The sequence below is a fragment of the Leeuwenhoekiella sp. A16 genome (genome assembly GCF_047946675.1).
Classification (GTDB): Bacteria; Bacteroidota; Bacteroidia; order Flavobacteriales; family Flavobacteriaceae; genus Leeuwenhoekiella.
In genome coordinates this window covers 3,602,360-3,620,511 of sequence record NZ_CP172313.1, presented here as the reverse complement: position 1 = coordinate 3,620,511, position 18,152 = coordinate 3,602,360, and the positions used below count along the sequence as shown (strand labels likewise).

Below are 18,152 nucleotides of genomic sequence, written 5' to 3'. Positions count from 1 at the left end.
ATGGTCCTCTTTTTGTTGAAAGCCTATTATTAGAATGTTTAAATAAAAAATCGGGATTTTACACCTAAAAATCGTCTTTTACGAGGTGAAATCGGGAGGTGTTTTTTTCGCTTAAAGCGAAAAATTAACCAATCAATTTTCCTGAAATATAATATTATTTAAAAGAATATATAATATTTGAAATTCTATAAAAAAAGGGAAATGGAACAAGAATTACTCAGGCTTATTTTCAAACAGCAGACGCGACTTTGATAAATGAGCGCCGTCTTCCAGTTTACAGATAAAAGCTACGAGATCTTCACGCAATTTGCAATGTAAGTCCCAGGATGTAGAAGCATCTTTAGCACTACAAAGCGCTCTTATTTTCATCGCTTTTTCAGTGACCTCTACAACTTGCACGCTGGGTGGATTCTCACGGTCCCAATCATCTGAATTCTCGAGTAGTTCTTCAAATTTATCACGTACTTCCTGCACATTTATTCTATAATCAGCATAAAGAATTATCGGCTTAATTTGATGTGCACTTGTCATAGACCAATTTTCAAAAGTTTGTGTTACCACCTGTTTTAATGGTACAATTAGGCGTCGTTGATCCCATGTTCTAACTACCATATACGTAAATCGAATATCTTCTACATAACCCCAGTCATCATTTATAATTACGGTATCACCTATACGAGCCGGGCGTGTAAGAGCAATTTGAATTCCTGCAATAATATTACCCAGCGTGCTTTGTGCCGCAATACCCAGAATTACGGTTGCAACTCCGGCAGAAGCCAGTAGTGAAATACCCAGTTTTTCAAGGGATCTAAATTGTGAAAGAATGACAGAGCCGCCTATAATTATGACCAGAAAGGTAATTACTCGCCGCGCAACAGAGACATAGGTTAGCATCATGCGCGCTTCAGAATTTTCTTCGGGATTTGTGTCACCTATTTTATTTTCGGCCAGATAGAGCATAAAAGAGTCTATAAATCGCATTATAAACCAGGTAATTGCACCAATTACGGTAATAAGTAAAATCGCATAAAGTGTGCTTGCGAAGGTTCCGCCAAAGGAAATAAGCTTATTAAGCGTCACATAAAAAAAGAGAACACCTATTGCAAAACCAGCCGGCACAGCAAGTTTTTTAGCAATTGTGTTCATCCACGATTTTCCAGATTTTTTAAAAATTAGTTTAAGAATGTAGATGCAGAATCTGCCTAAGTAATAGGATAATAATATGAGAATTAAAGTACCTGCAAATTTCCAGATAGGCATGTTCCATAAACGTATTCTTGCCCAGTCTGGCATCATGCGGTCTAATTGTCTGGGGCCGTACAGCGCATACAAACTGTCTATATTTTCAACCGTATTTGAAGAAATTAACCAGAACGCACCAAAGTCTTTATATTTTACACGTTGCAACCTGAGAACGGCATCCCGCCCCTCAATATCTATCTCACCAAAAACTACACTTCTGCGCGGGTTGCCCGCTATTGCCTGATTAGTTGTTGTCTGAATATCGGTTTGACCATCTGGCCTGTCTGAAAGACCGCTCCAGTCTATTTTTACTCTTTGGTTTAATACGAAATAGAGCTTCTCTGCTAATTCTGCAGCCTCTTCTATAGTAGTGTTGTCAGGGAGTAAATTGAGATTTAGAGCGTAAGCGGCATCTTCATAATTTCCGTTTCTGGCGCTGATCACAAAATGCTCAAGAGTAGCCTGTGGTGACTGAAAATTAAATTTATTAGGCGGAAGACCTATACTTTTATTCAGTCGGCTTAGTATATAATATGCTTCGTTATACTCTCTTATCGCATTAGGTTCAAAATTTCCGGTTTGTGAGGTGGTCTCTTCTGAAGGAGGAAAATCCTGATGCTTTTCTACCTTAGAAGTATCGGCCTGAAAAGCCCTTAAAGGGAAAGATAAAACGAGGTTGAAAGTTAACCAAAGCGTAAATATGGGGGAAGTGAAGATTTTCATTGTGCATAAATTAAGCGCATTTTTATTCAAAATTTATTACAATTACGTTAAAATAGGCTCTAGCCGACTAATTATCGCTCATTCATCACCTAAAATCAGCGCCCCTGGATATACTTATTTTTCTTCAAACTGATGTTTACTTAACAGGATTCCCACATCTTTTAATGGCGGAATATGAAGTAAAATAACCGTTACGATTGCAGCTAGAGGTATAGCAAGCAGCATCCCGATGATACCCCAAATCATGTTGCCAATGATTACTGCAAGAATGACAAAGAAGGGATGCAGATCTACACGATCTCCCACTACATAAGGCTCAAGCACATAACTTTCTACAAACTGTGCCACAGAAAAAGTGAGCACTATACCTATTAAAACACCTGTTTCACCAGATGTAAGATACCCAAGGCTCATGGCTATAAAAAATGCTATGAGATTACCAATATAGGGCAGGAGAGAAAGTATGGCTGCTAAGATACTCACAAGCATAAAATTACTCACACCAGAAATTCCCAGGCCAATGGCATATAATACAGAAAGAAGTGCTATAAGAATTAACTTACCCTGCAAATAATGGGGAGCGACCTGTGCAGATTTATCAATAGCTGTAGTAACGCGCTGTCTATTCTTTTCTGGGAAGGCACGTAGAATAAATACTTTAAACATATGGCGATAACTCAGCAGGAAAAATATGTAGATAAATGTAAGAAGATAATTGCCTAAGAAACCGCTAATACCAGCCAGTAAGCTTCCTGATTTTGATCCTGCAGATGATTGGCTCGTAAGTGTTTTCTGTTTTTCCTGATTTAATTTAAGATCATCTTCAGATATAGGTAATGTTTGTACCGCCCAGTTCTTTAGTTTTTCAACTTTAGGTTTCATGGTTTCTTTGATGTTAGGCCATTCATCTACAAAAGATTTGATCTGAATAGAAATTAATGCAGCAAAGCCCAAAGAAATCAAGAAGAAAAATAGAGCCGCAAGTAGCGCCGTGGCAGATCGTGAGAGTTTCCTTTCAACTTTTTTTGCAAGAGGTAATATGATTAAGCTCAATACAACTGCTGTGATTAAAGGAGAGAAAAATGATTGTGCTTTAATTAATCCCGATATTAAAAAATAGCTCCCAATTATAATACCAAAGGAGTAGCAAAAGATTTTGAAGTATTTATTCATATATAATTTTTAAAATCTGGAAAGAAATTACAAAAATCAAATCTATTACCTACTTAACAGTTTGTTAGAACTAAAAAATAAGCATTAGAAAAGGGTCTTATGAATACAAGGTGGTCTTAATTATTAATAAGTGATGATGATCTTTGTCATTTTTCATACGCATTGAGGTCTGTAAATTTGATGGAATTTTAAAAACCATCTGATGAAAACCAAGATTTTAATTCCTATAGATTTTTCTAAAAACTCACTTAATGCACTTATTTATGCTACAGAGTTGTATAACAATAAAGTCTGTGAGTTTTATGTAGTAAACGCCTATTACCGTTCAGGTTTTTCTGCAGATAGTTTATTGATTCCAAAACCTGATCATGATACACTGAATGAAATGCGATCTGCATCAGAAAACAATATGGATTCTGTAAAAACATATCTGGAATCTCTTCCTAAAGATTGGGCGCATACATTTCATTTCTATTCAGAATTTGGTTCTTTACTTGATGTTCTTAAAGATCAGGTCGAAAAAAAAGATATTCAACTTATTGTCATGGGTGCTAAAGGCGAGAACAATTCTCAAAATTTAGTTTATGGCAGCAGAACAGTGAGTATTATGGAAAAAGTACGCAATTGCCCAGTGCTTGTAATTCCTCATAATACCCAGTCTAAATATCCTAATGAGATCGTATTTCCTACTAATTACGCCACTCATTATAAACATGCTGAACTTAATCATCTTATTGAAATATCAAAGATTTCTCATGCTCCGGTAAGGATTTTACATGTGACTAATGCAAATGAATTATCGAGTGAGCAGCAAGAAAACAAAGAATTATTAAAAGAAATTTTCACAGGTATAGACTATACATGTCATACGCTCACAGGCAGTGAAGTAGAATTAGGGTTGAGGCATTTTGTAGAGAGCAGACAGAGCGGAATGATCGCTTTTATCAATAAAAAGCACAAGTTCTTTGATAGTATTTTTTCCAAATCACTGGTAAAAGATATGGGTAACGCTATGATAGTTCCTATTCTGGCACTTCATGATTTAAACGGCTAGAAGTATGTAAATATTCACATTTAAAATCTATAATTATGAAAGCACTTGTTTATCATGGTCCAGGCGAAAAATCATGGGAAGAAAAACCAAAACCTGAAATAAAAGAGCCTACTGATGCTATTGTAAGAATCAGTAAAACCACAATTTGTGGTACAGATTTGCATATTATGAAAGGTGATGTTCCTACTGTTACAGATGGGCGTATTATTGGTCACGAAGGTGTGGGCATTATTGAAGAAACCGGGAGCGCTGTAAACTCCTTTAAAAAAGGTGACCATGTATTGATTTCCTGTATAACCGCATGTGGTAAATGTGAATATTGCAGAAAAGCAATGTACTCACATTGTGAAAATGGCGGCTGGATCTTAGGTAATACCATAGATGGCACTCAGGCAGAATATGTACGCATTCCATATGCTGAAACCAGTTTATATCCTATCCCAGAAGGATCAGATGAAGATTCTCTGGTAATGTTGAGCGATATTTTACCTACAGGTTTTGAGTGTGGGGTTTTAAAAGGCAGAGTTCAGCCTGGTGACACTGTAGCTATAGTAGGAGCAGGACCTATAGGCATGGCGGCTCTTTTGACCGCACAATTTTTTAGTCCGGCAAATATAATAATGATTGATCTTGATGATAATAGGCTGGAGGCTGCTAAAAAATTTGGAGCTACCCACACGATCAACAGCGCAGATGGTAAAGCGGTAGAAAAAGTGATGCAATTAACTAAGAACAGGGGAGTAGATACCTCTATAGAAGCGGTAGGGGTTCCTGCTACTTTTGAACTTTGTGCCAAAATTGTCACAGCAGGAGGTTACGTCGCTAATATTGGGGTTCACGGTAAAAAAGTTGATCTGCATTTAGAAACGCTGTGGTCACATAATGTTACAATAACCACCAGATTAGTAGATACAGAAACTACGCCTATGTTATTTAAAAATGTTCAATCAGGTAAACTTGATCCTAGCCAACTTATAACCCATCATTTTAAATTAGACAATATCATTGATGCCTATGAAACCTTTGACAATGCTGCCAAAGAGAAAGCATTAAAAGTTATCCTAACTAATTAATTTGTCAATAACGAGAGAGGTTTTCTAAAAGAAGGTTTTTCACTGAATGTATTCAGTTTCTCAAAACTTCACCTATTAGAAGCCTCTTTCTATTATTATAAAATGGAAGATATAGTTCTGGTAATCCTGTGCGCTTTTATATCAGGCATCACGATATTCTTAGGAGTTATTATAGCTTACTTTTTTAGATAAACCAGATACTACAGCAGCCTTGATGCTATTCTCTAGAGGCGATATTATATATCTAATATTCCAGGATATAGCACCTATCTCAAAACTTGATAAAAACCGGCTTTCCGCTCTTTGTGCAAGTCTGGGCTTTTTATTTAGCACGATAGGGTTTAAAATAATGGGGTAAATTTTCTTTTCGCTTAAGCTAAATTCTTTAAACTCAATAAACACCAAATTGGTATAACAAACAGAGAATTAGCCTAAAAAAGAGCGATTTTATATAGAAAAAGGGAGGTTTTTACCTCCTTTTTCTTTGCCATATTTCAGGCTTTATGTGTTTATTTTCTACATATCACGCAACTTGATTTTCGAATTTTAAATGAATTTTTTAATTCAATCGTTGTAGTCAACAAATTCATTAAACCATTTATTTCAAAGGTGACATTCGTCATTTTATAAGACTCATTGCGGTTGCAACTTTGTCCTATAATTAAAAACAATCACCATGAAAATTTTAGGTACTTATCGTTTAACCACAATTCTGGTTATCTCTTTTCTAAGTCTCAATGCATCACTTCTAGCACAAACCTTTACTCTTCAAAAATCAGCTTCGCAAATGGCGGTTTTTGGTACTTCTAACCTACATGACTGGGAACTGACGGTAGAAAACATGCAGGGAACAATTGAAGTAAAACAAGAGGGAAATGTATTAAAGAGCATTAGCAAATTAGACTTATCAATTCTGGCAGAGAGCTTAAAGAGCGGCAAGAACGGGATGGATAAAAACACATTTAAAGCTCTCAATACAAAAGATTATCAAAATATCACCTACAAATTAAAATCTGTAGAAAGCATTAATGCCAAAAACAGTGGAGAATATACAGTAAATACCACAGGAGATCTTATGCTGGCAGGGGTTACTAAGCCTATTTCTTTAGTCTTTGACGCTAAGATCGTGCAAAGTAAGATTACACTCTCCGGAGAGAAAGAAATCAACATGACCGACTATAAAATTGAACCTCCAAAAGCATTGTTTGGCACCATTACAACAGGCGAAAAGGTCATAATTAAATTCAAAGCAACTTTCACCAATTAATATTTAACAGTTTAAAAATCAACATCATGAAAAATTCAATAAAATATTTTAGTCTTATTTGCCTGTTTTTATTTGGAATGGCCGTACAAGCTCAAAGTCAGCGTGACTTAGATAACTACAGAAAACCAGACAAACGCGGGATAGATCAATTTGAAGCTCCTAAGGATACTATAACAACCTTTGATGGTCTTCATGTAAGAATAGGAGGTGCATCTACTTTGCAATATCAATCTATTGATCACGAGAATTCAGGTAATACTGCAACTCCGGTTTTGCAAGATATAGGTGATAATTTTAATCTAGCTACAGCAAATCTTGATCTGGACGTTGCTTTATACGATGGCGTTAGGATGCACTTGCGTACATATCTTTCATCACAGCACCATACAGAAACCTACGTAAAAGGTGGGTACATTCAAATAGATAAACTCGATTTTATACAAAAGGGTTTTATGGAAGAATTGATGAACCATATGCGTGTTAAAATAGGACACATGGAAAATAACTACGGTGATGCTCACTTTAGAAGAACAGATAATGCAATGGCTCTCTACAATCCTTTTGTGGGTAATTATTTGATGGATAGCTTTACTACTGAAGTAGGAGCAGAAGTATATCTTTTTAATGACGGCTGGTTAGGAATGTTAGGTGTTACTAACGGTAAATTAAATCAGGCTGTTACAAATCCTGAAACTACAAGTCCTTCATTTTTAGCTAAAGTAGGCTATGACAATACGGTAGCACCAGATCTAAGACTACGATTAACAGGGTCTATCTATAAAACTAATCAAACCGGAAGTGCTTATTTATATAGTGGTGACCGTTCTGGATCAAGATATTATAATGTTATGACAGCAGCAGATGGCACAGGTGATGGTTTTCGTGCAGGACGTATTAATCCCGATCTTAAAAATGAAATGACATCTGTAATGATTAATCCATTTTTAAAGTATAAAGGCTTAGAGTTCTTTGGAATTTTTGAAACTGCAACCGGTAAAAAATCTACAGAAAGTGATAATCGCACCTGGAATCAATATTCTGGAGAATTAGTTTACCGTTTTGGCCCTACAGAGAATATTTATGTAGGAGGAAGATATAATCTTGTTGACGGGGAACTGGAAGGTGGTACAGATGTAAGCGTAAATCGTTTTCAACTGGCTGCAGGATGGTTTATGACAAAAAATATCTTGATGAAAATAGAGTACATGACCCAGGACTATAATGATTACCCTGTAATAGACATTCATAATGACGGTAACTTTAAAGGCTTATCTTTTGAAGCAGCTATAAGTTTTTAAAGCATGATTGGTGAGTAAAGGTGGGGAGAAGGTATGTCTCTTCACCTTTTAAAAATTATCAAGATGAAATCGAAACTATTTTTCCTAATGATTCTATGTGGCGCATTTGCTTTCGCGCAAAGCTCATATACTAAAAAAGCTGTAGAGGTTCTTAAAAGCAGTGAGTTAAATATAACAGGCAAAACCAATGTAAATACGTTTACCTGCAGGTTTAATACTGATTATCTAAAACCATGTCAATTAATTTCTTATTGCGATAAGAATGGCGTGATCACTTTTAAAAATGCCAGCCTTGTACTCAATGCGAAAGGTTTTGATTGCGGAAGTAAAGGGATAAATAGAGATTTTCAGAAATTATTGAAAACAGATGAGTATCCTGAAATAACTTTAGAATTAATTAAAGCGACCATACATAGAGATAAGTTAGTAGCACAGGTTAATATAACAATGGCTGGTAAAAACAAAGAATATAATGTTCCTGTTGTGGTAAGTGAAGGTGATTATCAAACTTTTAATGGTGTGCTTTCTTTAAAACTTAGTGATTATGAATTATCACTGCCTACAAAGCTTTTTGGATTGATTGTTATAAAAGATGATATCGAAATCAATTTTAATATTGCAGCTCAATTTCAAGATATACAAAGATTTACCCATTCTCAAAGTAATTAGCCTTAGAAAAAGTGGCTTAAAAAGCTAAAAATCCGCTGAAATCGATCGATTTTCAGCGGATTTTTTAGTTGAAACTTTGTCGGGATGAGAGCACGTTATTGGCAACTATCACCCCAGTTATATCAATGTTTTTGACCTGTTAATAAAGGAGTTACACCTTATTGCCGATTTCTAGTCAAATAAGACTAAATGATTGTATCTAAAATTAAAATAAAGGTAAAAAAATTATTCTTTAAAAATCAATTTTTAAGTAATCAACTATTGTTTTTTTTTGCATAAAGCTCTATTAGAAAATACTTTCCTGTTTCGGTAAATTCAATATATGTCTTATTTGATTAGTCAGTTTTCGCTCTGCCCAAAATACTTTGTGCCTGGGTCAATCTATCAATTGTTGCTTTAATTCAAACAGTTTCTAAAGTCTTTGGCATTCTAAGCTTTTTACAACTAAAAATTTATGCAAGAGTTTTAGAGAATAAGCTTATTGATAATATGGGCAGATTAGATCTGGTAATTATAGAGAAGGAAAGACGTAGATGTAACTAATTTAAATTCTCTTATACAAAATGTTTATAATTTTTCTTAAAAACCATTTTATATTTATAGTTTTAAGTGATTTATGACTAAAAGTAATCTTATTCAAATTAATAAACGGTGGGTTGAAGAAGAATTAATTTCCCACCTTACAGAAAAGATAGGGAGTAAGGTTAATATGAGGGTTTATACTATTATGCCTTCTTCCACTCAGATGGATTATCTTTCTTTAAGTAATTTCCTTTCTAAAATTATTCCACATTATGTTTATAGTATCAAAGAAATTGAAAAAGATATATCCAGACAACATAAGCGTAATGAAGTTGCTATTCGAAAAGCAAATCCAAATATTGAGGAAGCAGATATTTTGAATTTAGTTGCGGAGGAAAGTGAACGGGTTGAAAGGGACACATGGAGTCAAATCTTTAATCAAAGCCGTATTTTTTTTCGTAAAAAAGGTGAGAGTTATATAGGCGGAAAATATGGTGAACTTTTACTTTTTGCCTTGGTAGAAAGTGTTCTTGGTTGTAAAATGATTGCGCATAAAATAAAACATTTGACAAATGTAAATGATGAGGTAAAGGGAAGTGATGGTGTTTTTTTAGGTGATTACAATAATGAAAGAGCTATTTTGTTTGGTGAATCTAAAATAATGCAAAGCTTATCCGGGGCTATAGTAGATGCGTTAGGATCAATAAATAGATATCATAATGATCGAGAAAGTGCTCATAATCGGAATCACGAACTTTTAATTGCTCGGGATAATATCGATACATATGAGATAGATGGTGTTGATATTGATGAATTGTATGATCGGTTAGATCCAGAAACTGAAGCTTATAAAAGTCAAATCTTAGTACACCCTATAATTTTAATGTACGAGCGTGCTTTTATTTTGAAAATTCAAAAGAAAGCTACCTCAAGTGATGAGTTCAAAGAATTAATTTCAAAGGAACTTGTAAAACGGTTAAAACAGAAACAAGAGGTCTTTGATCTTGTAACTAATCATATTAAAAATCAAAATCTAGAACATAGTTTTTTGGATTTTTTTCTTTTTCCGGTTGATGACGTATCAAAATTTAGGGCTGCAATGGATGATAAGTTGTTATAGGGATGGAAGGAGATAAAACTTTACAACATCAAGCCTATAATCATACTTCTCTTCAGGAAGTTTTTTCTGCTATAAATTTAAACTTTCTTCACAGCAATTATTTTGCTTATACAATAAATAAAGAAAAAGAAATTGATTTCAAACTCTTGAGGAAAGCTGTATGGTTGTGTTCAATATTAGCAAATAGTGATATTGAAGCTCATAGAATAAGAGCACAGCGATTTGCATCACTTCTATATCTAACCAATGCAGAAAAGAAAGAAAATACTTATATTATAGGCTTATGTTACATTCTATTTTCTAGAATAGGTAATTTAACAGCTACTCGTTTTTTCAAGGAATTAATTTCGGATGCTAACTCCACAGAAAGTCCATTCCCATTTCTTGGTTATGACGGTCTTTTATCCCTAGAATTAAGTTTACAAAGACAACATAATACTATTAGCACAGATACGGGTTCTGTTTTACTTACTTCTTTCCAAAAGAAATTATGGAATGGGTTAAATGAAACATCAAACTTAGCAGTCTCGGCACCAACTTCTTCTGGAAAGTCCTTTATAATTAAACAATATCTAGCTGAAGTTTTTTTTATAAGAAATACTTATAAAGCACTATTTGTTGTTCCTAGTAGAGCTTTAATAAATCAGGTAAGTGAAGAATTTAGAATTGAGCTTAGAAACTCCAATACTCTTATACGTACTGCTTTCATTGGAAATGATGATGAAAAACCTGAGAAAGAAGAAGCCTTCTTAAAAGAAGTTTATCGAGAGCCAAAGGTTCTCTATATTCTTACTCCTGAAAGATGTATAAAATTATTAACTGCGGATTTAGAATCTAAAATAAAACTAGATTTTATTTTTATTGACGAAATTCAAGGTGTGGAGGACGAGCAAGGTCGAGGAGCAACTTTTGAAAATGTTTTTGAAGATTTATCTATTCAGTTCCCTAAAGCTCAATTAATAACTGCTGGACCACATATCTTAAATCCAGAAAAGACCTATAACGAACTATTTGGAAGAGTGGCAAAATCTTTTGTAACTCAATTATCTCCAGTAATACAATTCAAGAAAATTATAAGGTCTAGCGACTCTCAAAATATAGAAGTAGAAGTGAGAGATGGTATTAATAAACCTTTTTTCCTAGAAGCCGAAACTAATTTTAATGCTGAAACCTTATTTAAAAATGGCACTAACGGTAACATACTTCAAAGAATAATCAATCTTGTTGCACCAGAAAACTCTAATCTCATTTACAGTAATCGAGGAGACTATGCTGAAAAATGGGCACAAGAATATCAAGAGTCTATAGATGAAATGGAAATTCCTGAGCGTGTTCGAGAACTAATAGAATTCCTTAAAGATGAGTTCCATAAAGATTACTTACTAATTGAGTGTTTGGAAAAAGGAGTGGCCTTTCATCACGGAAAATTACCTGATATTATTCGAAAGGAAGTAGAAGAGCTGTTTCAGGATAGGGAAATTAATAATCTCTTTTGCACTTCTACTTTAATTGAGGGTGTAAACTTACCTGCCAATAACCTATTTATTATTACCCCTCGAAAAAATCTTGATGATTTAACAGATTTTGAATTTGGAAACTTAATAGGTAGAGCAGGAAGATTAAGTGAATCTCTTTTTGGGACTATTTATTTTATAGAAAAACCAGATCATAAAGGCAAACTTCCTTCTGAATACTTTGACGCGGACTATGAAAAAGAAATAACAACCTATTCGACTAAGAATATCCCGCAATATAACTTTGCATATTTAGGTTTAAATATTAATGATATAGAGGTATTAAGTGAGGATGGTAAAATAGATAAAAATGGCACTTATCAGCAAAAGCAGCTTACTCTATTTATTAGGAACCGGTATATAAAAAATCCAGAAAATATAGATTATTATCTTACTGGGAAAGGAGTTCCCGAATTATTAATTCAAGATCATATTCAAACGCTCGAGCAAACTTTGAATAGCCTTGAGGTTCCTAGAAAGATAAATATTGAAAATCAATCTATAGACCCAATTCTTCAAAATGAGCTCTACCTAAAAGTCAAAAATGGTGATATTTCAAATTGGGTTATCACACCAAATTCAATTTTAGAGAAAAGAAGACGAAGAGAGGATGTAGAAGACAAACCAAATAGTGACCGGCCTTTCTTTTGGCAGTTACTTACAATATTTCAGGGTTTGGAAAATATTTTTAGCCTAAGCCAAGAGGCATTTGAGCGATACAGTATAATCAATATGAACCCAACTGTTTTAGCAATTCACGCTACTACTTGGCTACAAGGCCTCAGCTATAAGCAACTTATTGATAATGATATTAAATTTTATGCAACTGATAATCGAGTACTGCCTGAAGAACGATTAGATCCTAATGATAAGTATCAGGTTAATAAGCTAATTAATAAAATCATAAAGATAAATTCTTCTGTAGTTACTTACCTACTCGTAAAATACACTAAGCTTTTAGTAGACGTTTTAGATTCTATTTTAACAGAAGAAGAAAAGGAAAAATATAAAATTACAATGGGGCTCCCTACAGCTTTAGAATTAGGGACTCGGGACAAAGATGTTAGAAATTTAATTTCTGGAGGAATCTCTAGATCAGTTGCTATAAGTGTTTCAAAAAAATACAAGCAACTTACAACACATGAATATAGAGAAGCTAATACAATTACTTATTGGTTGAGCACAAAGAATACTATCAATGGTTTAAAACCTATTTACAACAGATACCTAAAAAGGTTGAAACTACTAAAAGAGGATAATAAACAATGATAAGATTGATAACTATTATAGAATATGGGAGTAGCCAAACCACATACATTTAAGTTTACTAATAGAGCTCTAAGAAATATAGATAATCTATTACCAAAATTGAAATTCTCAGTTATGCCCTCTAAGATTGTTAGATGGTTAGAGAATTTTGAGGAGGAAGATCTTAAATATGCTTATGATTTACTTCAAGTTTTTGAATATGTGAATTTTCCAGAGATGCAATATAGGCTTGAAGATTTACTTAAAAAAATATTCTCAGAACTTCAAGATGATGATAAAGCATTAGTGATTCCTTACGGTAAATTTGGCAAAAGTGGTACGTTAGTAACTTATCCACTTAGCCATAGCCCTTTCTATAAAAATCTTGAACACAATGGAAAAATCACTATTAGCAAGGATCTAGAAAAGATAGATGTAGAGAATTATAAATGTATAATTCTGATAGACGATTTTATTGGATCTGGAAAAACTTTTTGTGATGAGTATACAGATGAAGGAATAGAAAAATGGATATTAGGTAGAATTGAACTACCTAAAGTTTGTGTGTTGTGTACAGTTATAATGTCCGAAGGGAAGAATAAAATAACAGATACTTTCAATTATATAGAGGTTTATGCTCAAGAGAGATCTAAGATATTTGATAAAATTTCTTCACCTTTAGTTGCGTTAGGAAACTTCGATAGACACTATAATAATAATTCAAAATATGAAAAATTAATAAAGATTAGTAATAATTATAAGGGGGGATTCAAAAATTCTCAAGGTCTGTTGGCATTTTCTCACGGAACCCCTAATAATACTTTACCAATATTTTGGTGGAGTAATAATTGGGAACCATTATATCCTCGTCATGCTCAAACAAGGATGGATGAAGCAAAAGAATTTAAAAAAGGAATAGCATTTTATATTGGCATTTGTAATAGACTTAATATTGATTTACTTAGTCTGAAAGAATATAGGGAGGCGGCAAATACTGACCGGGTCGAAGAACAACGGAAATATAACACTAAATTAAACCATTCATTAATTGCTTTGATAAAACTAAAGTTAGACGGCACTGAGGATTACATAATATGTCATATATTGGGATTAACTGATCAAGAACTTGATGAAGTCTACAATCTTGCATTAAGCAGAAAATATGTTGATTTATCACGACAATTAACTGTAAAAGCTACAGTTTACTTTAAGAAACTTCAACAAAGAATAAGTAAAGAAAAGTTTAGAGAGCAAACAGAACAAAATTTAAAACCGAAAGAATTAATTTATATTCCAAAAACTTTTAAAGGATTGACATAATGAAGGGTTAGCCAATTCTCGTATTCGAGATTCTCAGGGTAGTATCTTGAGGAGTACTAAAGCTACTTAACAGAAATTAATATGCTATGTTATTTGCTTATAGTATAATTTCAATTGTTAGCTCTTTGATATCTCATAACATAGCATATCAATACTGCGTTAACATTCACATAGAGTAACCTAGATTTATGTCATTCCCCTTTGAAAAATTTATAAAGCAAGCACAAGAAGAAAACAAGTCACAAGATTTTATTAAGGCAACAATATCATATGCAAAAAAATTAGATGATTCAAATTTTCCCGTAATATTTTCTATTGAGCACTTAGCTATGCTAATTGGTGTTCAATCAGGTTATTTGAGACATCTGATAGGTGAAAATAAAACAAATGAATATCAAGATGAACCATATAAGAATTATCGCTATAATTATTTTAAAATAAAGAAAAGAAGAGGTGGTTATCGAGAAATAATGAGCCCATCTAAAGATTTGAAATTTATCCAGAAATGGATACTTGTTAATATTTTAGAAAAACATCAACTCCAATATTCTTGTACTGGATTTAGAAAAGAAATTTCAATAAAGGATAACGCTATACCCCACGAGAAATCGGAACTTATTTTAAAAATCGATCTCCTTAAATTTTTTGATACTATAACTGAAAATAGGGTTTTTACCATTTTTGCAGACATGGGGTATAGAAAGAATTTAGCAGTGGCCTTTGCTAAACTTACTACAGCTAAACATAGGCAAGAGTACTGGAAGACTATGCCAAGGGCTGAACTGGAATTAATGAAGTATGAAATTGGAAGCACGCCCTCTATTTTACCTCAAGGAGCTCCTACGAGTCCTACATTGGCCAATATTCTAGCAAAAACAATGGACTATAGATTTGAACAACTTTCTGTTAGGAAAGGTTTCAAATATACTAGATACGCCGATGATTTAACATTTTCGATTAGAGACAATCAAAAACTCCCTAGTCTTAAGATAATTAGAAGAATAATTTCAGAAGAAAAATTTTTTATAAATGAAAAAAAGATTCAATATTTAAATAAGGGAGGCAAACAATATGTAACAGGCCTCACTACTGCAAATGGTGTGAATGTATCAAAAAAATACAGAAAAGAAATAGGTTCTCATATCTACTATTGCAGAAAATTTGGAGTACAAGATCATTTAAAAAGGATTTCTGAAAAAGGTAAAAAGGCGCAAGGTATTTTGATTTTTCATGACTGGCTTTATGGACATATTTGCTTTATTTCTTCTGTGAATCGTCAAGCTGGCGATAAACTATTGCATGGATTCAGTAAAATTGATTGGTTTATTTAAGAAATTAAATTACCTCCCAAATAGAAAGTACCATTTTTAGTAGCTTAGCGAATATAAAATGAGTAGCAAGAGGATAACCCGCTACGCGAGGTTATGACTACTCATTCTATTGATTTAAGGATGTTTATGTTTTAATTTTTTGGTGAAAGAACTCGAAATTTCGTGAAAAACTTCCTGAGCCCTTGAAAACAGGCAATTTTTTTCGTGAAAAACACTGAAAATGTAAGTGGTATGTAAAATTTAAACAGTCCTCACCCATTCCCCTGCACTGGGTTTCGGTGAAAGAGGTTCGTCCAAAAGGTCTTGAACACAGGCCAAAAATGTCAATTTTGTAGTATCAACTCGAGCTAGACATTGCGGCCTGAGTTCGCTGGGCATCCTACTTAAAATCGCCAATCTTTTACTTTCGTGATTTATTTTCCTTTTGATTCGCTCCAGGCAGCATACCTTTTTTGATAGAAAAAATACAGTATTCTAAATTAGTCGGCCGCATAAACCGGTCGGCTATGCCTTCCTATTTATAGCCCTTTTCTAATTTAGAATCCCGAAAGCAGATACCACTATCAAAAAGGTAATGCGACGGCTCTGGAGGAAGTAAATGAAACAGCCAACACACGTATGCGTAATGATATACTATTGTATTTCAGTTTAGCAAAAAAGGAATATGCTCAAGATGAAATAAGTAAATGATTTTATTTTTCTTTTTCAACAGCATTAGTTTTAAGTAGTTTCTTTAATTTTTCGGGAAAACCGAAGCTTTCCAGATCTTCATCCAGAATGGCCTGGATTTGTTGGTATTTAGAGAGATCGTCGTGGGGTAATAATTCGATAACCAGTTCGAGCACCTGCTGAATTGAAGTATCCGCGCTTTTATGACTTAAGTTTTTGGAATAAAATACTCCTTCTCCTTCTAGTGCTAAAATACAAACTTCAAGTAGCGCCGTGGTACGCATGAGGTGATCTTCAAAATCTTCAAAACGAATCTTTGCAGTCCTAAACCTATGCCGGGGATGCTGTTCTTTCTGTAAGCCGTAAGGGTAATTGGCTATTTTCCTCAGACTTTTGAGCTTTTGTCTATTGATCTTATTTGTTTTCATAATCAGTTGTCTTTAAATAGTGTATTTTTTTCAGCTCCTCAAGTTTCTTATCGGCCAGCTTACGTGCAGCTAGTATAAACTTATAGGTAAGGTGTTCCGCTTTTAGGGAGTCTGATTCAGAAGGATCTTCGTGAATCTTTTCGTTTAAGTTGTAGTGCGCGTGGCAAAGGCGGGAATAGATCAGTTGGGATCGAAAGGATTTTCTTGGGTAGATAATCTTTGAAACTTCTGAAAACTGCTCACAGAGGTGCAAAAGGTAGGGCAAGGAGAAATAGGAGGGCTGATACTCCCAAAAGACGTAGATCAATCCCAGGCAGGCTTGTTGAATGGCCTGGTGCAACAACAGGTATCTACCCTGATTGCTCGGGTTATCCTCGCAGATCGTGGATTTTTCTTCAAAGTAAAGCGCGTGTTCCAGCCTTTTATCCCAGTGCATTTTGATTTCTCGAAATACATCCGGATGGCAGAGGTAAGAGCCCGTTAATTCAAGCCGGTTGTCCTCGCTATACAGTAAGGTGCCTTCCCTGAGTACCCGATTCAAGAAATTGCAGCCGTAGTTGATCTTATTATTGGCTTCTTTGAGGGTATAGTGAATGGAGTAGAGGGTAACCTGTTCCTGAGTTTTATTAAACACTTCATTCATGAAGTATTTCGGATTAGAAACCTGATCGTGGCTTATGATAAGCATTGTAAGCACATAGGTGGAACGCGGTTTTGTGGTTTTTGATAAGATAGTTACAGACTGGTGAGCTATTGTAACCTGAAGCTGCCTGATCAGATACACGGTATGCGCTTTGCACAAGCTGCAGATGACCGCTATTACTTTATGGATTTCAGGTATGGTGCTGGCTAATGTTTTCATACGATGGCGATTAAAGGATTATCTAAACTCCTGCTGAATTGCGTTTGTAAAAACTTTTAAAAGAAAAGCCTTACTTTTGATTAGGTTATAGCGTTCAGGTTGCTGTTATACTTTAAAAGTATAGCCGACCTTACGCGTAATCTACCCCTGCAGCCTGTGAAATACCATGATGAGATTGTGTTTTACAAGCTGAATCAGGAAGAACCTAAGTGTACTAACAAAAACTAATACAAATGACCACCACCAAACCCAATCATATAGGCCGCAAAATCGCTCGCATCAGAGAACTGCGTGGTATGAAACAGGAAACCCTAGCCGAAGAGTTAGGCATTAGCCAGCAAAGTGTTTCAACTCTTGAAAAAAGTGAAACAGTGGAAGATGAAAAACTGGAACGGGTGGCGCAGGTTTTAGGAGTGACTAAAGAGGGAATTGAGAATTTTTCTGAAGAAACAGTTCTTAATATAATCTCTAATACTTTTAATAGTAATGACAGTTCTACATTGAATGCAATTAATATCCAGCCTTCATTCAATCCAATTGATAAAGTAGTAGAGCTGTACGAACGTTTGGTTCAGGCAGAGAAGGATAAGGTGGCTTATTTGGAGAAATTACTTGATAAATAGTTATTTGTAAAGCTTT

General features: G+C 34.3%; 15 protein-coding genes. 10 read left to right on the top strand and 5 right to left on the bottom strand.

Translation table 11 applies throughout. The features are described from left to right. Nucleotides 1-213: 213 nt before the first annotated feature. Together ACH3O9_RS15840 and ACH3O9_RS15835 are read right to left on the bottom strand one after the other, a co-directional pair. Nucleotides 214-1,965, bottom strand: coding sequence for a mechanosensitive ion channel family protein (locus tag ACH3O9_RS15840; RefSeq protein ID WP_416442123.1), 1,752 nt, complete (start codon nt 1,963-1,965; stop codon nt 214-216). A 114-nt stretch (nt 1,966-2,079) separates the two neighbouring features. Beyond that, on the bottom strand, nt 2,080-3,138 hold the full coding sequence (locus ACH3O9_RS15835) for an AI-2E family transporter (protein WP_416442122.1): 1,059 nt from the start codon (nt 3,136-3,138) through the stop codon (nt 2,080-2,082). A 202-nt stretch (nt 3,139-3,340) separates the two neighbouring features. Here ACH3O9_RS15835 and ACH3O9_RS15830 point away from each other — a divergent pair, with 202 nt between their 5' ends. Beyond that, the gene (locus ACH3O9_RS15830; protein WP_416442121.1) at nt 3,341-4,192 is read left to right on the top strand and encodes a universal stress protein; all 852 of its coding nucleotides are present in this window, start codon (nt 3,341-3,343) and stop codon (nt 4,190-4,192) included. Between the two features lie 35 nt (nt 4,193-4,227). Further along, the gene (locus ACH3O9_RS15825) at nt 4,228-5,265 is read left to right on the top strand and encodes a zinc-dependent alcohol dehydrogenase family protein (RefSeq protein WP_416442120.1); all 1,038 of its coding nucleotides are present in this window, start codon (nt 4,228-4,230) and stop codon (nt 5,263-5,265) included. 159 nt (nt 5,266-5,424) lie between these two features. On the opposite strand, the gene ACH3O9_RS15820 is transcribed toward ACH3O9_RS15825, so the two are convergent. Then, nucleotides 5,425-5,598 carry a hypothetical protein gene (locus ACH3O9_RS15820; protein ID WP_416442119.1) on the bottom strand — a complete coding sequence of 58 codons (174 nt, stop codon included), beginning with the start codon at nt 5,596-5,598 and terminating at the stop codon, nt 5,425-5,427. A gap of 343 nt (nt 5,599-5,941) precedes the next feature. Between ACH3O9_RS15820 and ACH3O9_RS15815 the strand changes: the two genes are divergently transcribed. The 7 genes from ACH3O9_RS15815 (at nt 5,942) to ACH3O9_RS15785 (ending at nt 15,554) form a co-directional block, all read left to right on the top strand. Continuing rightward, nucleotides 5,942-6,532 (top strand): YceI family protein, encoded by a 591-nt coding sequence (locus ACH3O9_RS15815; protein WP_416442118.1) that lies wholly within the window; start codon nt 5,942-5,944, stop codon nt 6,530-6,532. 26 nt (nt 6,533-6,558) lie between these two features. Further along, nucleotides 6,559-7,830: a hypothetical protein gene (locus tag ACH3O9_RS15810; RefSeq protein ID WP_416442117.1), complete on the top strand. Its 1,272-nt coding sequence runs from the start codon at nt 6,559-6,561 to the stop codon at nt 7,828-7,830. A 63-nt stretch (nt 7,831-7,893) separates the two neighbouring features. Continuing rightward, the gene (locus tag ACH3O9_RS15805) at nt 7,894-8,499 is read left to right on the top strand and encodes a YceI family protein (protein WP_416442116.1); all 606 of its coding nucleotides are present in this window, start codon (nt 7,894-7,896) and stop codon (nt 8,497-8,499) included. 616 nt (nt 8,500-9,115) lie between these two features. Next, on the top strand, nt 9,116-10,141 hold the full coding sequence (locus ACH3O9_RS15800) for a DUF1837 domain-containing protein (protein ID WP_416442115.1): 1,026 nt from the start codon (nt 9,116-9,118) through the stop codon (nt 10,139-10,141). Between the two features lie 2 nt (nt 10,142-10,143). Further along, nucleotides 10,144-12,924 carry a DEAD/DEAH box helicase gene (locus ACH3O9_RS15795; protein ID WP_416442114.1) on the top strand — a complete coding sequence of 927 codons (2,781 nt, stop codon included), beginning with the start codon at nt 10,144-10,146 and terminating at the stop codon, nt 12,922-12,924. A 24-nt stretch (nt 12,925-12,948) separates the two neighbouring features. After that, on the top strand, nt 12,949-14,223 hold the full coding sequence (locus ACH3O9_RS15790) for a hypothetical protein (protein ID WP_416442113.1): 1,275 nt from the start codon (nt 12,949-12,951) through the stop codon (nt 14,221-14,223). Nucleotides 14,224-14,411: 188 nt separating this feature from the next. Continuing rightward, nucleotides 14,412-15,554 (top strand): reverse transcriptase family protein, encoded by a 1,143-nt coding sequence (locus ACH3O9_RS15785; RefSeq protein WP_416442112.1) that lies wholly within the window; start codon nt 14,412-14,414, stop codon nt 15,552-15,554. A gap of 692 nt (nt 15,555-16,246) precedes the next feature. On the opposite strand, the gene ACH3O9_RS15780 is transcribed toward ACH3O9_RS15785, so the two are convergent. Both ACH3O9_RS15780 and ACH3O9_RS15775 read right to left on the bottom strand, forming a co-directional pair. Next, complete coding sequence (locus ACH3O9_RS15780) at nt 16,247-16,651, bottom strand: hypothetical protein (RefSeq protein ID WP_416442111.1); 405 nt, start codon at nt 16,649-16,651, stop codon at nt 16,247-16,249. Beyond that, nucleotides 16,638-17,513, bottom strand: coding sequence for a hypothetical protein (locus tag ACH3O9_RS15775; RefSeq protein ID WP_416442110.1), 876 nt, complete (start codon nt 17,511-17,513; stop codon nt 16,638-16,640). Before ACH3O9_RS15775 ends, ACH3O9_RS15780 begins: the two co-directional genes overlap by 14 nt. 233 nt (nt 17,514-17,746) lie before the next feature. Between ACH3O9_RS15775 and ACH3O9_RS15770 the strand changes: the two genes are divergently transcribed. Then, nucleotides 17,747-18,136: a helix-turn-helix domain-containing protein gene (locus tag ACH3O9_RS15770; RefSeq protein ID WP_416442109.1), complete on the top strand. Its 390-nt coding sequence runs from the start codon at nt 17,747-17,749 to the stop codon at nt 18,134-18,136. Nucleotides 18,137-18,152 lie beyond the last annotated feature (16 nt).